This is a genomic window from Paenibacillus diazotrophicus (genome assembly GCF_042610465.1).
The window spans coordinates 223,348-237,893 of record NZ_JBGJZN010000007.1 but is presented as its reverse complement, the minus strand read 5'-3'; the positions used below and the strand labels follow the sequence as shown (position 1 = coordinate 237,893).

Here is a 14,546-nt window from a genome sequence, read left to right as displayed (position 1 = left end):
TAATTAGCATTATAAGGATTTGTGCGATCCAGGAAGTTACAGGCAGTTTAAAGATGCACTACGATTTCTTCATAGGATGATGCCAAAAATCCCCACCGTCAGGTGGGGATTAGAATGTAAGCTCTTTATGAATTCAGATCTTACACGCCAAAAGACGCCGGATCTTTACGCCATGATTGCAGCAGTTCTACATCGGTCTCGGCGATGGTGCCCTGGGCCAGAGCCACATCAATTAGAGTGGTGTAGTTGGACAGAGCCTGCAGCGGTATGCCTGCTGCGGTGAATGCTTCAGTGGCACGGTCCAGCTCATAGCTGAAAATGGCCAGCACGACCAGTGGTATGCCTCCCGCTTCCTGTACAGCCTGAGCGGCCTTGATGGAGCTGCCTCCGGTGGAGATCAGATCCTCGATCACGATGACCTTTTGGCCTGGCGTGATCAGGCCTTCGATCTGATTCTGTTTGCCGTGGCCTTTGGCCTTGTCACGGATATAAGCCATTGGCAGGTTAAGCTTGTCTGCTACCCAGGCAGCATGAGGAATACCAGCGGTAGCCGTGCCTGCAATCACTTCGGCATCCGGGTATGAACTCGCGATGGTTTCCACGAAGGCATCTGCGATGTATCCCCGGACTTCGGGAAAGGACAATGTCAGACGATTATCACAGTAGATGGGTGATTTAATACCGGAGGTCCAGGTAAAAGGATCCTGTGGACGCAGCGCCACCGCACCGATCTTCAGCAGGTAACGGGCGATCTGTTCACTTTTATTCAATAATGGGCTCATACTTGGCTCATCTCCTCAATAATGTTAAGTGCAGCCTGACGCGGGTCTGCCGAAGCCGTAATCGGACGTCCGACAACCAGGAAGTGGCTTCCCTGCAGGATTGCTTGTCCGGGTGTCATCACACGAGACTGGTCGTCCAGGGAGGCCCCTGCAGGACGAATTCCCGGCGTCACTGTGCGGAACTCCGGTCCGCAGGCGGCGGCGATAACTGCTGCTTCCTGCGATGAAGCCACAACGCCGTGCAAGCCTGCTTCGGCTGCTAGCTTGGCATAGCGTACGACAGTATCCGTTACTGAACCGGAAATACCAATCTCGGTGTTCATGATCTCCTGACTGGTGCTTGTAAGCTGTGTTACTGCGATAATAAGCGGAATATGCAGCGATGGATGCAGGCTTACCGCTTTCGCAGCGCCTTCCAGCGCAGCGGTCATCATTGCCTTCCCCCCGGCTGCATGCACATTGAACATATCTACCCCCAGCATGGTCAGGCTCTCTGCTCCACCACGAACCGTATTCGGGATGTCATGCATTTTGACATCCAGAAATACGGAATAGCCACGCGTTTTCAGCTCTCTGATAAAGTCTGGACCAGCCGCATAAAACAGCTGCATACCCACTTTCATATAACATGGAATACCTTCCAGCTTCTCAATCAAAAGTTTGGCCTGGGCCACATCCGGATAATCGAGGGCAACCATGAGGCGGCCTGCCATTTCCTCACGCTTCTCAATTTGTCCGATATTCTCATGCCCGTGCTGCGTAGCCGTCTGCTCCACTTGTTGATTCTCTCCCTTGGTCATCGTTAATACGCTCCTTGCCATGCACTATTTTCAATTCATCTCAGCAGCAGCCTCTACTTTACTGGGATTTATCTCCGGGCACAGCGGAACGGTCTGCGCTAACGCAAACCGTCCCTTTGACATCACCCCGAAAGGCTGCCTCATATATTTTCAAACTTATTGTCCAACAAAAGCAGGCATCGACTGCGAGGAGAAGTTGATCGTCTGGAGCATTCTCAGCAGCGCCGTTACTGTATCCAGCGATGTCATACATACAACGCCGTTCTCTACAGCTTCACGGCGGATACGGAAGCCGTCGCGCTCTGGTGTCTTGCCCTTGGTCAGGGTATTGAAGACGAAGTTGGCTTGACCCCCGCGGATCAGATCGAGGATGGTCGGCTCTCCTTCATCCAGCTTGTTGACGTTCATCACGTTCAGGCCCGCTTGTTCAAGCGCAAGAGCTGTACCGCCGGTAGCAATGATTTTGTAGCCCATGGCATGGAAGCCCTTCATCAGCTCAACGGCTTCCGCCTTGTCTTTGTCCGCTACCGTAACAATGATGGCTCCGGTTGCTGGAATCTTCATGCCCGCTCCGATCAGCCCTTTATAGAGGGCTTTGGCGTAGAGCTTGTCGCGGCCCATAACTTCACCAGTCGATTTCATTTCCGGTCCGAGCGTAGGCTCTACTCTACGCAGCTTGGCAAAAGAGAACACCGGCACTTTTACCGAAACATAGTCGCTCTCCGGCCACAGACCCTCTGTATAACCGTCCTCTTTCAGCTTGCCGCCGAGGATGATTTTGGTGGCGAGGTGAGCCATAGGAATCCCAGTCACCTTGCTCAGGAATGGAACCGTACGCGAGGAGCGCGGGTTAACCTCGATGACATACACTTCATTTTGATAGATAACGAACTGGATGTTGACCAGCCCGATGGTCTTCAGCTCTTTAGCAATTTTGATGGTGATTTCAGCAATCTTCTGCTTCAGGCCTTCGTCCAGGTACTGCGGCGGATAGACGGCGATGGAGTCACCGGAGTGAACGCCTGCGCGCTCTACATGCTCCATAATACCCGGAATAACTACGGTCTCACCGTCGCAGATGGCATCAACTTCAACCTCTTTACCAAGCATATAGCGGTCGATCAGCACCGGATGCTCCGGATTGACCTTCACCGCTTCAACCATGTAGCTCAGCAGCTCTGTATCATTGTAGACAATCTCCATCGCACGGCCGCCCAGCACGTAGGAAGGACGAACCAGAACCGGATACCCGAGCGATTGTGCGGTTTCTACAGCTTCATCAATGTTGATGACCGTCTTGCCCTTCGGCTGAGCGATATCCAGACGGGCCAGCAGTGCTTCGAATTTCTTGCGGTTCTCAGCTTCATCGATGCTCTCCAGGCTGGTGCCCAGAATATTCACACCCGCAGCAGCCAGCGGTGCGGCCAGGTTGATAGCTGTCTGTCCACCGAACTGGACAATGACGCCGATTGGATTTTCCTGAGCGATAACGTTCATAACATCCTCGAAGAACAGCGGCTCAAAATACAGCCGGTCCGAGGTATTGAAATCCGTAGACACTGTCTCTGGATTGTTGTTGATAATTACTGCTTCATAGCCGGCTTTTTGAATCGCCCATACTGCATGTACGGTAGAGTAATCGAATTCGATACCCTGGCCTATCCGGATAGGACCGGAACCCAGTACAATGACCTTTTGCTTGTCGGAATGAATGACCTCATTCTCTGTTTCGTAAGTCGAGTAGTAATATGGCGTTGAGGCTTCAAATTCAGCGGCGCAGGTATCAACCATTTTGAATACCGGAACCAGTCCTTGCTGAATACGCATCACGCGGACTTCGGATTCTTTGGTCTGCTCAAGACCTGAACGACCTTCCGCCCGGATCTCGGCAATCGCCCGGTCAGTGAAGCCTTTACGCTTAGCTTGATACAGTGTTTCCGGCGACAGCGTTTCTTCGCTGCGGATCTCATCTTCAAAGTTCACTAGACCCTCGATCTTGGAGAGGAACCACCAGTCTACGCTCGTGATATCCTGAATCTCCTGCAAGCCATAACCGCGGCGGAAGGCCTCAGCGATCAGGAACAGTCGCTCATCATCTGGTTTGGCGAGTCTTGTGCGAAGCACGCTGTCCTCCAGTTGCTCTGCACCCGGAAGGCGGAAACGGTGCACACCGATTTCAAGGGAACGGATAGCTTTGTGAATCGACTCTTCAAAGGTACGGCCGATCGCCATTACTTCGCCGGTTGCCTTCATCTGTGTACCCAGTTTGCGGTTGGCATAGATGAACTTGTCAAACGGCCAGCGTGGAATTTTGCTCACAATATAGTCAAGTGTCGGCTCAAAGCAGGCATAGGTCTGGCCAGTTACCGGATTTACAATTTCATCCAGCGTGTAGCCGAGGGCGATCTTGGCTGCCATCTTGGCAATCGGATAACCGGTCGCTTTCGAAGCCAGCGCAGAGGAACGGCTGACACGCGGGTTCACTTCAATCACATAATACTGGTAGCTCTGCGGATCCAGCGCAAACTGAACGTTACAGCCACCTTCAATGTTCAGGGCACGGATAATCTTCAGTGAAGCGCTGCGCAGCATCTGGTATTCCCGGTCGGACAAGGTCTGGCTTGGCGCTACGACGATACTGTCACCTGTATGCACACCAACCGGATCAAAGTTCTCCATGTTGCAGACCACGATGCAGTTGTCGTTCGCATCGCGCATGACCTCATATTCTACTTCCTTCATCCCGGCGATGCTCTTCTCCACCAGACATTGGCCGATCGGGCTGTAACGGATACCAGCCTTTACAGTTTCACGCAGTTCTTCCTCGTTGTCACAAATCCCGCCGCCAGTTCCACCCAGTGTATAAGCGGGACGAACGATCAGCGGGTATCCGATACCGGCTGCGAAGTCCATAGCTTCTTCCACACTGGTTATAATGGAGCTTTCCGGTACCGGCTGCTCCAACTCGCGCATCAGTTCACGGAACAAGTCGCGGTCTTCAGCCTTTTCGATGGATTCGAGCTGTGTACCCAGCAGCTTCACGTTCTCCTTCTCCAGGACGCCAGCGCGTGCCAGTTCCACAGCCATATTCAGACCGGTCTGACCGCCAAGCGTAGGCAGCAGTCCGTCCGGACGCTCCTGGCGGATAATTGCGGTAACGAATTCAAGGGTAATCGGCTCGATATAGACCTTGTCAGCCATATTGGTATCTGTCATGATCGTGGCCGGGTTGCTGTTGATCAGTACAACCTCAACGCCTTCTTCTTTGAGGGCCTGACAGGCCTGAGTTCCGGCATAGTCGAACTCAGCGGCCTGGCCGATGACGATCGGGCCGGAGCCGATCACGAGAATTTTTTTGAGCTTATCGTTCTTTGGCATGTTATAGTGCTCCTTTCACGGCTTCAAGCTGCGGTGTAATGTTCGATGCCGTGATTCTGGCATTGGCTGCAAGCTGCGCCTGGCGCGAGCTTGACGGAGTCTGAGCTTTGTGATCGGCAATCATCTGGAGGAAACGGTCGAACAAATAGCTGCTGTCATGCGGTCCCGGCGCCGCTTCCGGATGATATTGCACCGAAAATGCGGGGTAGCGGGTATGTCTGACTCCCTCGACGGTCTTATCATTATTGTTAATGTGAGTCACTTCAAGATCTGTATTCCGCACAGATTCCTCATTTACCGTGTAGCCATGATTCTGGGAAGTGATGAAGCACCGTCCGCTTTCGAGTTCTTTGACCGGATGATTACCGCCGCGGTGGCCGAATTTAAGCTTCTCAGTATCCGCGCCGCAAGCCAGTGCGAACAATTGATGTCCCAGGCAGATGCCGAAGATTGGATATTCACCGAGCAGTTCAGAGATCGTCTGGACTGCGTAAGGCACGTCTTTCGGGTCCCCAGGGCCGTTGGACAGCTGAATTCCGTCCGGATTCAATCTGCGGATCTCATCGGCAGTCACATCATGTGGTACTACAACCACATCACAGCCGCGGTTGTTCAGCTCGCGCAGAATACCTGTCTTCGCACCGTAGTCGACAAGCACGATCCGCTCCTTGTTGCCGGGACTGCTGTAGGTTTTAGTGGTAGAGGTGCGGGCCACCTGGTTACGCAGTTCTTCAATAGTGGTGTCACCCATCATTTCCATCAGCTCTTCCACACGCTTGTTGGAAGTGGTAAGAATCGCCTTCATGGTGCCGTAGTGGCGGATAATGCGGGTGAGCATCCGGGTATCAATCTCACTGATTCCGGGAATGCCATATTCCTTCAGCAAGTCATCTACGCTATATTCAGCGCGCCAGTTGCTGGGAACTTCCTCATGGCGGCGCACGACAAAGCCGTGCACGAATGGACGCACAGATTCAAAATCATCGCGTGTGATGCCGTAGTTTCCGATCAGCGGATAAGTCATGGTCACGATCTGGCCGCAGTAGGAAGGGTCTGACAGCACCTCCTGATAACCTGTAATCCCTGTGTTAAAAACAACCTCGCCCGTCTTTTCACCTTCCGCACCAAATGCGGTACCTGTGAACAGCGTTCCGTCCTGAAGCAGCAATCTCGCCTGCATTTCCTTCCACTCCTTCTTGTTTCTGTAGTCTGGTTCTTATGTCTTGCTGGATTTCCGGAGCAAGCGCGCGAAAATACCGCCGTATGTTATACCCTGACCCCATACAGCCGGCAGCTTCGCTCTACCAGTCCGTCCGTTATTCTTCAGTCCATACGGCTTTGCCGTTCACCCATGTCTTAACCGGCCAGCCTTTAAGCTTCCAACCGGCAAAAGGAGTATTACGTCCTTTGCTGGCAAACGAAGCGGGATTCACTTCTTTTTCTTCCGTTAGATCAATCAGTGTCAAATCCGCCGGCAATCCTACCGTCAGGCTACCTGTATTCAACCGGAATACCCGGGCAGGATCAGCCGTCATACGTTGTACCAGCAGCGACAGGTCCCATTTGCCTGTAGCTACAAATGCCGTATACAGCAGCGGGAACGCTGTCTCAAAGCCAACGATGCCGAAAGGCGCAAGCTGCATGCCTTTAGCCTTTTCTTCTTCGCTGTGCGGTGCATGGTCGGTGACGATGATATCCAGCGTACCGTCTAGCAGACCTGCGATACAGGCTTCCACATCACGGCGTGAGCGCAGCGGCGGGTTCATTTTCCAATTGGCGTCCATGCCCGGAATATCCTCTTCCGAGAGCAGCAGATGATGCGGACATACCTCAGCAGTTACCTTAATGCCAATCTCCTTGGCCTGCCGGATAAGGCGGACAGATTGCTCTGTACTGACATGGCAGACATGGTAGTGTACCCCTGTTGCTTCAGCGAGCAGAATATCACGTCCGACATGAATGGCCTCCGATTCATTCGGGATTCCTTTCAAACCGTGCTTATCGGCAAAAGTTCCCTCAGCGACCGCGCAGCCTTCCACCAGCGAATTGTCCTCACAGTGAGCAATAACCGGCATATCCAGTCCAGCCGCGATTTTCATTGCATCCTTCATCATCTGAGCGCTCTGAACGCCTACACCGTCATCCGTGAACCCAATCGCCCCAGCCTCTTTCAAGGCGGCAAAATCAGTCAGCTCTCGACCGAGCTCATTTTTCGTAATTGCTGCATAAGGCAGCACCTTCACCAGTCCGGCTTCATCCGCTTTATCCTTCACGAACTTCACAACTTCAGGACTATCCGTTACAGGACGGGTATTCGGCATGCAGGCAATGGTGGTAAAACCGCCCTTGGCAGCCGAACGTGCCCCTGTCTCAATAGTCTCCTTATGTTCAAAACCAGGTTCCCGCAGATGCACATGCATATCGATCAATCCCGGAATCAGCAGCTTGCCTTCCGCCTCAATAATCTCACCGGCTTCGTCTAAGACCTCGTTGTCGTTCTTGATGGCTGTGATGAGTCCATCCTGGACTACGATATGTTTGCGCTCTAGCACGCCTTTCTCATTCAGTACACTGGCGTTCTTGATGATCACGGTTATGATTCTCCTTCTACCCGCAGGCGATCGGCCCCGAGCTCTGTAGTTATTATATAATAAAAATTCATCTTTGTGTATATTTATTAATAAGATTATGTCAGGTTTTTTAGAGGATTGCTCTTTCCATAACCGCCATACGTACAGGCACGCCATTCGCCATCTGAGGAAAAATCCGCGACTTGTCGCTCTCCACGACAGCATCATCAATTTCGACATTCCGGTTCACCGGTGCAGGGTGCATGATGATGGTACTCTTGTCCAGCTTCGCGGCACGCTCTTCCGTAAGTCCGAACTGTCTCCGGTATTCTTCCGGCGATAGCAGGATGCCTGAAGCATGGCGTTCCAGCTGAACACGCAGCATCATGACCACATCCGCCTTGAGTGCTTCTTCCATAGTTACATAAGGCGCATACTCCGCAAGCTCAGGAGCCTTCATGTTATCCGGTGCGCAGAACTGCACCTTGGCGCCCATCTTCGTCAATCCCCAGAGGTTCGAGCGGGCCACACGGCTATGCATAATATCCCCGATAATCGATACTTTAAGGCCCTTCAGTTCGCCAAAATTTTTGTTCATCGTATACAGATCCAGCAGCGCCTGTGTGGGATGCTCGTTATTGCCGTCCCCCGCATTGATCAGCGGGATGGATACCTTCTCTGCCAGTTGCTGCAGCACCCCTGCAGGCTTCATACGCACAACTCCAGCGTCAATCCCCATGGACTCAAGCGTGCGTACAGTGTCGTAGATCGATTCGCCTTTTTCCACACTGGAAGCCGCAGCCGTGAAGTTAAGCACCTGGACACCCAGCCGTTTCTCAGCCATTTCGAAGGAAAACCGGGTACGTGTACTGTTCTCAAAAAACATGTTGGCCACAAAATGCGATCTCAGCACAGGTGTCAGCTTCTCGGTTTGATTATCCCAGTACGCCGTTCTGTTCAAAAGCTGCATAATTTCTGTCCGGTCCAGCTCCTTAATTCCCAGCAGACTGCGTTCCTTCACCTTGGTTGCGGTCATCATTGTTATCGTTCCTCCCGGTTGGAAATAATGTAAACCTCATCCTTGCCATCAAATTCGGTCAGCGCTACTTCAATCTGCTCATGTTTGGAGGTTGGTACATTTTTGCCGATATAATCCGGCCGGATGGGAAGCTCGCGGTGTCCACGGTCTGCAAGTACTGCCAGCTGAATCATCCGGGGCCGTCCGCAATCCATCAATGCATCCATCGCAGCCCGGATCGTCCGGCCGGTATAGAGCACATCATCGAACAAAATTACTTTCTTGTCGTGGATGCCGCTGGAGCCGGCCGGGAGGGTCAGATTACTGTTCACCACCGTGCGGTCCATGGCTTCGCGGTTGTCACCGCCGCCTTCACGGTCATCGCGGTAATGCGTAATATCCAGCTCTCCATAAGGAATCTCGATCCCCTCAATCTCCTTGATGCGTTCCGCGATTCGCTGCGCTAGGTACACTCCGCGAGTACGGATTCCCACCAGCAGGCAATTCTCAATCCCTTTGTTCTTCTCCAAAATCTCATGGGCAATGCGCGACAGCGCCCGGCGGATTGCCGTTTCGTCCATAATCACATTTTTCTCAGTAACCATCATCTCTGCCATCCTCCTGCTTGATCGCCTGTTCAAGTTCCCGGATAACAAAAAACTCCTTGCCCGAAACAGGCAAGGAGTGAAATCCGCAGATTTAAAAAGATGGCGTGTCCGCGCGTATATAAAGACCCTCCGTACACATACGGATTCCTCTTTACATGTCGCGAACCTCGATTCACGTTACCTTGCCAGCCTCACGGGACTGAATTAAAGGCGCATATTCAACTAAAGAAATTATGACAGATGTTACGGCGGGTGTCAAATGGGAGAAATTTATATTAAGGTGGCAGCCGTAACTACGGTGAATGTTTGGACTTTCCGCCGCTGTTAGGTTTGGATTTCCTGATTTGATTCCGCTGTCTGCGTTAGAAATCCAAACCTAAAGGCGGACGCTCTCGCTCCTACAGTTCCAAACTTCCCCTTCGCTACTCCCACCTTAAAATAAAGTTTATAAGTAGTGGTAAAAAATCGCCAGCTTCTTATTTAACGAAGCTGACAGTGATTAACAGCAGAAGCCGAACAGGAGTGCTGTCTACGATTGGCATAATCTAAGCATTTCCATGGCTCGGGGCAATATCCGTGTTTAAAGATGCTGAGAGCGATCGTATTTGTGATAAGGCCTAGTAGCTGGGATAGTCAATGGTTGAAAATGCTGCATATAAAACATAATATACTGCTAAAAGTTGAGCTCAGATCAAAATTGTTGTATGAAATGCAGCATTACCAGCTGTTCAAACACAAATACGTTGAGAATGTTGCATTACGTGCAGGATATGCACATAATCGGCACTCTCAGCGCAACAAAGTTGTATTCTATGCAGGAATTTCTACCAAAGTTGAACAGGGCCACACATCGAGAAAATAGATGAACAGAGCCTGTTTCAGTGAAGACTTAGTTGATCCACAAAGTATAGTTTCCCCCGGGAACATATTAAGTCTGAACTGACGCAAAAAAGCCGCCGCAGATTTCTCCGCAGCGGCTTACAGAAATCCATTCAATTAAAACTCAAATTCAACGTCGCTAAGGCGTCTTTGAATTTCGGAGATAACGCGTTTCTCTTCTTCTTCGCCTTTGGCGATGAAGGTTACGGAGAACCGTACGAACGGGCCAGCATCATCCCAAGGCACAGTAGAAATCAGCTTCTCGCGGATGAGGAACTGCGAGAAGTCCTCGCCGGATTCAAAACGGCGTCCGTCCTTGATCCCTTTTGGAGCCGCCACATAAAGGAAGAAAGATCCTTTTGGTTTCTCTGCGGAGAAGCCAAGGCTATTCAGGGCGTCTACCAGCATGTTGTGGCGGCGCGAATACTTTGCGGCAATCGCTTCGGTAATCTCAGGGTGAGCGAGACCGTAGGCTGCTGCCTTTTGAATAGCGATGAACTGGCCGGAGTCATTATTATCCTTCACATCACTGAAGGCTTTGACTACCAGAGGATTCCCGGCAACGAATCCGATTCTCCATCCGGTCATGTTGTACGACTTGGACAGGGAGTGAAGTTCAACGCCGACATCCTTAGCGCCTGGTACAGACAAGAAGCTGAGCGGCTTCACACCGTCATAGGTCAATGCAGCGTATGGAGCATCATGGATTACAACTACATCATATTTCTTGGCCCAAGCTACAACCTCGCTGAAGAACTCAGGGGTCGCACTAGCACCCGTAGGGTTATTAGGATAGTTCAGGTAGAGCAGCTTTGCCTTGCGGGCAACATCCTCAGGAATGGAGTTCAGGTCCGGCAGGAAGTTGTTCTCCTTCTTGAGCTCCACCGTGAATACTTGTCCACCCAGATACTTGGTATGGGTACCCAGTACCGGATAGCCCGGAACCGTCATGATTGTAATATCACCCGGATTAATGAAGCAGGACGGCAGCATGGCCAGCGCCGGCTTCGAACCAATGGAGTGGACCACTTCGGTTACAGGATCAATACCGTCTACACTGAAAACTTCCTTAAGATAAGCTGCGGCTGCGGCTTTGAACTCAGGAATTCCGTTATCTGCATATCCGCGGTTTTCTTCTTTGGCTGCTTCGACAGCAAGCTTGGCAATAATGCCTTCGTCTGCCATTTCGTCCGGCTCACCAACACCCATATCAATTAGCTCAATATTCGGAAAATCCTGTTTCGCCGATGCCTTGGCGCGTTTGATTTTCTCGAATTTGTATATAGCTGTATCTTTACCGTAGTTCGCTCCGCCGATGCGGTCCGCAAAATTAGTCTGAATGAAGGTATTCTGATATTGTTCAATACTCATATTCTTAATCTCATCTCCTGGCTGGTTATTAAAATAAGTACAGTGAAACCGTTCCTGCTTGATTCCATGTTCTAAATATGCCGCAAAGCCGATATCAAAACCATGGATTTATAGTCAGTTGATTTGTACTTATCTGCTCCGTAATGCAAAAAGCAGTTCTTCCATATCCGCCGGAATTGGCGCACTATATTCCATATATTCACCGGAAGAAGGATGCACAAATCCCAGGATAGCGGCATGAAGAGCTTGTCCGTTCATGGTAGTCCCTTTGCTGCGTCCATAGATCGGATCTCCGACCAGCGGATGACCGATAAACTTCATATGCACGCGAATCTGATGTGTCCGCCCGGTCTCCAGCTGAAGCTCCAGCAGTGTATAATCCCCCAAACGCTCCAATACAGTAAAATGGGTCACAGAACGTTTGCTGTTCTTCTCGGTTACGGTATAGAGCTTACGGTCATGCGGATCACGGCCAATCGGAGCATCTACCGTACCCTGGTCATGGGACAGATTCCCGTGCACTACAGCTATGTAGCGGCGGGTTACGGTATGTTCCTTAAGCTGGGCTGCTAGCGAAGCGTGAGCGGCGTCATTTTTGGCGGCCATAATGAGTCCGGAGGTATCCTTGTCAATACGGTGCACAATGCCCGGACGAATCTCTCCGTTAATACCCGACAGGTCTTTGCAATGGTACATCAGCGCATTGACCAGAGTCCCTGACGGATGACCCACTGCCGGATGGACAACCATTCCGCGCGGTTTGTTCACAACGATAACATCACTGTCTTCATACGCCACTTCAAGCGGAATATCTTCAGCAATGAGGTCTGTGACCTCCGCTTCCGGTACGGTAACGCCAACCACATCACCCTCATTCAGCTTGTAATTGGCTTTGACCGGAGAACCGTTAACCGTTACATGTCCGCCGCTAATCCATAGCTGCACCTGTGAGCGGGAAACTTCTTCTTCCCAGGACTCTGTTATATATTTATCAATCCGTTCCCGGGCATTCTCGCCGGCAACAGTCCATTCGGTGACGTCCTTTTCTTCCTCGAAGGCGCCGGTTGCCGCCTGCTCATTGACGTCTTTATTCAAATCATTCATTCCCTTCCTTAACTTCCTTGGATTCCTTCACTTCGGTGATTTCATCTCCGCTCTTCATATCCCGCAGTGTATCCAGAATAATCAGCGCCACACCTACAACAATGCAAGAGTCGGCTACGTTAAAGATTGGAAAGGTGTAGCTGCCGAAATTGAACATCAGGAAGTCAACAACCTCTCCGTTCAGCAGCCGGTCCAAAAAATTGCCTACAGCTCCGCCAAGCACCAGTGCAAGTGCGGTGGGCAGCAGCTTGCGGGTCGCTCTGGCTTTGTTCAAATACCAGACGATTCCGGCCACCACAATGACGGTAATCAGAAAAAAGAACCATTGCTGTCCCTGAAGAATACCAAAAGCCGCTCCTTGATTGCGGTGGGAGGTAATGATGAAAAAATCCTTGATTACCGGAATCTGCTCCGCGAGCTCCAGCCGGGTAGCAATTAAATACTTGGTACCCTGGTCCACCAAAAATACGATTAGCGCTATCAGATAGTACACCACAGAAGTTGTCACTCCGTTCTTATTTTTCCCGCTGAAAGCGGTACGAATACTGTATAAAGACTTGTATATTGTAGCACAGGCCTCAAGAAGCCGTCTATTGCCAGGACAGGGCTGGGTACTCCAAACCGGGGAGGATTTGCCATCGTTAAAATAGCATCTCTCCGGTCAACCTATTCAAGAAGCATCCGGCTTGATTGAGAACGGACGATGCTAAGGAAGCGATACGAAAGGAGCTAACACTCATGAGCCATCTGCCGGCGGAGCAGCTCTCGAAGCTGCGGGCTGCGGTCATTCAGCAGCGGGAAGATATTGAACATAGATTAAAAAATAATGCGCACTACGGGCTACAGGACTCCATGCGTGACATGACGGGAGACCTTACGGAGATCGACAACCACCCGGGCGACGCCGCCACGGAGCTGTACCACCGTTCTATGGATATTTCGCTTCTGGAGCGTGATGAGCATGAACTCGATGACATCGATTCAGCCCTGGCTGCCATGGACGAAGGAACCTATGGAATCTGTGCCGTCTGCGGCGAAGACATTCCTCTGGAACGTTTGAATGCCGTACCGCTTACCCGCTTTTGCAAAGAGCATAATCCCCGCCAAAGCGCACCTTTCACTAGGCCTGCGGAAGAGGAATTTCTATCCCCCCCGTTTGGGCGCACCAGTCTGGATGAACGTGAGCAGAACGGGTTCGACGGTGAAGATGCCTGGCAGATTGTGGAGAGCTGGGGCAGCTCCAATTCACCCGCCATGGCCGAGGGAAATGACATTTCCTCTTATAACGATATGGAGATTGAAGCAGATGAAACCGAGGGCTTCGTGGAGCCTTGGGAGAATTTCATCGCCACTGATATTGCCGGGAATCATATGACTGTCATTAAGGGATCAAGCTACCGTCATTATATGGACAGTGAAGAAGGAAGCTATCTGCTTGATCCACAAGGCAAAAAAGAAAGAGAGTAGCCCCGTGCTGCTCTTTTTTCCTTTTCCAGGCATATTCTTTCTTAGAAAGTCTTCAGTTCGAGCTGATGCTGAACAATCCGTACGATATCTGCAATATAATCACCGATAATCGGCAGATTTAGCGCTCCAAGAACCTGAAGCACATAAATAATGGTCGCGGCAAAAAAAGTAAAACCAAGCGCGATCCCCAGTCCCCGCGCCGTTCCTGAGAGGATATTCAACCAAATCAGACGCCAGGGTGAATTCAGGAGCTGCGTATACTCTGCAATGCGCGCCTTCTCCATCTGCTGGACCAATCCCGAAGTCAGCCGGTATACGGCATTCAGCTTTTCTTCCTGCGGAAGGTCATGAGGGTCCCGCTTCCATTCTGGAATATCCTTAATGTCATTCGTATTACTACCGGTTCCTGATGTTCTGATGGAGATTCTTCCGGTCTTCCCGAACCGGTGCTTGTCCTCTTGCCGTCCCTCCATAGCATTGACTCCTCCCTAGCGTCACTAAAGGGTCAACACACGAAACGAGCCCGGTCAAAAGAGAGAAGACTCTCCTTAAGTACCGGGCTCGTCATT

At 51.2% G+C, this 14,546-nt stretch carries 12 protein-coding genes; 1 reads left to right on the top strand and 11 read right to left on the bottom strand.

Annotated features, from left to right (window positions below):
• Positions 1–140: 140 nt before the first annotated feature.
• The 10 genes from pyrE to lspA all read right to left on the bottom strand — a co-directional run bounded on the left by pyrE (position 141) and on the right by lspA (position 13,006).
• Positions 141–782 carry an orotate phosphoribosyltransferase gene (gene pyrE, locus ACAN54_RS23715; protein ID WP_379161284.1) on the bottom strand — a complete coding sequence of 214 codons (642 nt, stop codon included), beginning with the start codon at positions 780–782 and terminating at the stop codon, positions 141–143.
• Entirely contained in the window at positions 779–1,495 is a 717-nt protein-coding gene (gene pyrF, locus ACAN54_RS23710; RefSeq protein ID WP_379161618.1) for an orotidine-5'-phosphate decarboxylase, read from the bottom strand. Before pyrF ends, pyrE begins: the two co-directional genes overlap by 4 nt.
• Positions 1,496–1,738: 243 nt before the next feature.
• Positions 1,739–4,960: a carbamoyl-phosphate synthase large subunit gene (gene carB / locus ACAN54_RS23705; RefSeq protein WP_379161282.1), complete on the bottom strand. Its 3,222-nt coding sequence runs from the start codon at positions 4,958–4,960 to the stop codon at positions 1,739–1,741.
• Between the two features lies 1 nt (position 4,961).
• Complete coding sequence (gene carA, locus ACAN54_RS23700; protein ID WP_379161279.1) at positions 4,962–6,140, bottom strand: glutamine-hydrolyzing carbamoyl-phosphate synthase small subunit; 1,179 nt, start codon at positions 6,138–6,140, stop codon at positions 4,962–4,964.
• 136 nt (positions 6,141–6,276) lie between these two features.
• A complete protein-coding gene (gene pyrC, locus ACAN54_RS23695) occupies positions 6,277–7,557 on the bottom strand; it encodes a dihydroorotase (protein WP_379161616.1) in 1,281 nt (426 codons plus the stop codon).
• A gap of 103 nt (positions 7,558–7,660) precedes the next feature.
• Entirely contained in the window at positions 7,661–8,569 is a 909-nt protein-coding gene (locus tag ACAN54_RS23690; protein ID WP_379161277.1) for an aspartate carbamoyltransferase catalytic subunit, read from the bottom strand.
• A 2-nt stretch (positions 8,570–8,571) separates the two neighbouring features.
• Complete coding sequence (gene pyrR / locus ACAN54_RS23685) at positions 8,572–9,153, bottom strand: bifunctional pyr operon transcriptional regulator/uracil phosphoribosyltransferase PyrR (RefSeq protein WP_379161614.1); 582 nt, start codon at positions 9,151–9,153, stop codon at positions 8,572–8,574.
• A gap of 999 nt (positions 9,154–10,152) precedes the next feature.
• Positions 10,153–11,406 (bottom strand): LL-diaminopimelate aminotransferase, encoded by a 1,254-nt coding sequence (locus ACAN54_RS23680; RefSeq protein WP_379161276.1) that lies wholly within the window; start codon positions 11,404–11,406, stop codon positions 10,153–10,155.
• 129 nt (positions 11,407–11,535) lie between these two features.
• Positions 11,536–12,510, bottom strand: a complete 975-nt coding sequence (locus ACAN54_RS23675) for an RluA family pseudouridine synthase (RefSeq protein WP_379161274.1) — start codon at positions 12,508–12,510, stop codon at positions 11,536–11,538.
• Positions 12,503–13,006: a signal peptidase II gene (gene lspA, locus ACAN54_RS23670; protein ID WP_379161612.1), complete on the bottom strand. Its 504-nt coding sequence runs from the start codon at positions 13,004–13,006 to the stop codon at positions 12,503–12,505. The genes ACAN54_RS23675 and lspA overlap by 8 nt, the downstream gene beginning before the upstream one ends.
• Before the next feature lie 242 nt (positions 13,007–13,248).
• Between lspA and ACAN54_RS23665 the strand changes: the two genes are divergently transcribed.
• On the top strand, positions 13,249–13,977 hold the full coding sequence (locus tag ACAN54_RS23665; RefSeq protein ID WP_379161272.1) for a TraR/DksA C4-type zinc finger protein: 729 nt from the start codon (positions 13,249–13,251) through the stop codon (positions 13,975–13,977).
• Positions 13,978–14,018: 41 nt separating this feature from the next.
• Here ACAN54_RS23665 and ACAN54_RS23660 read toward each other — a convergent pair whose 3' ends face one another.
• Entirely contained in the window at positions 14,019–14,450 is a 432-nt protein-coding gene (locus ACAN54_RS23660) for a DUF5665 domain-containing protein (protein WP_379161271.1), read from the bottom strand.
• Positions 14,451–14,546 lie beyond the last annotated feature (96 nt).

Bases quoted from the DNA above. Each gene is read 5' to 3' on its own strand.
- ACAN54_RS23690 (WP_379161277.1), bottom strand. From the start codon at position 8,569: ATGATGACCGCAACCAAGGTGAAGGAACGCAGTCTGCTGGGAATTAAG.
- carB (WP_379161282.1), bottom strand. From the start codon at position 4,960: ATGCCAAAGAACGATAAGCTCAAAAAAATTCTCGTGATCGGCTCCGGC.
- pyrE (WP_379161284.1), bottom strand. From the start codon at position 782: ATGAGCCCATTATTGAATAAAAGTGAACAGATCGCCCGTTACCTGCTG.
- pyrF (WP_379161618.1), bottom strand. From the start codon at position 1,495: ATGGCAGGCCGCCTCATGGTTGCCCTCGATTATCCGGATGTGGCCCAG.
- ACAN54_RS23665 (WP_379161272.1), top strand. From the start codon at position 13,249: ATGAGCCATCTGCCGGCGGAGCAGCTCTCGAAGCTGCGGGCTGCGGTC.
- ACAN54_RS23660 (WP_379161271.1), bottom strand. From the start codon at position 14,450: ATGGAGGGACGGCAAGAGGACAAGCACCGGTTCGGGAAGACCGGAAGA.
- pyrR (WP_379161614.1), bottom strand. From the start codon at position 9,153: ATGGTTACTGAGAAAAATGTGATTATGGACGAAACGGCAATCCGCCGG.
- carA (WP_379161279.1), bottom strand. From the start codon at position 6,140: ATGCAGGCGAGATTGCTGCTTCAGGACGGAACGCTGTTCACAGGTACC.
- ACAN54_RS23680 (WP_379161276.1), bottom strand. From the start codon at position 11,406: ATGAGTATTGAACAATATCAGAATACCTTCATTCAGACTAATTTTGCG.
- ACAN54_RS23675 (WP_379161274.1), bottom strand. From the start codon at position 12,510: ATGAATGATTTGAATAAAGACGTCAATGAGCAGGCGGCAACCGGCGCC.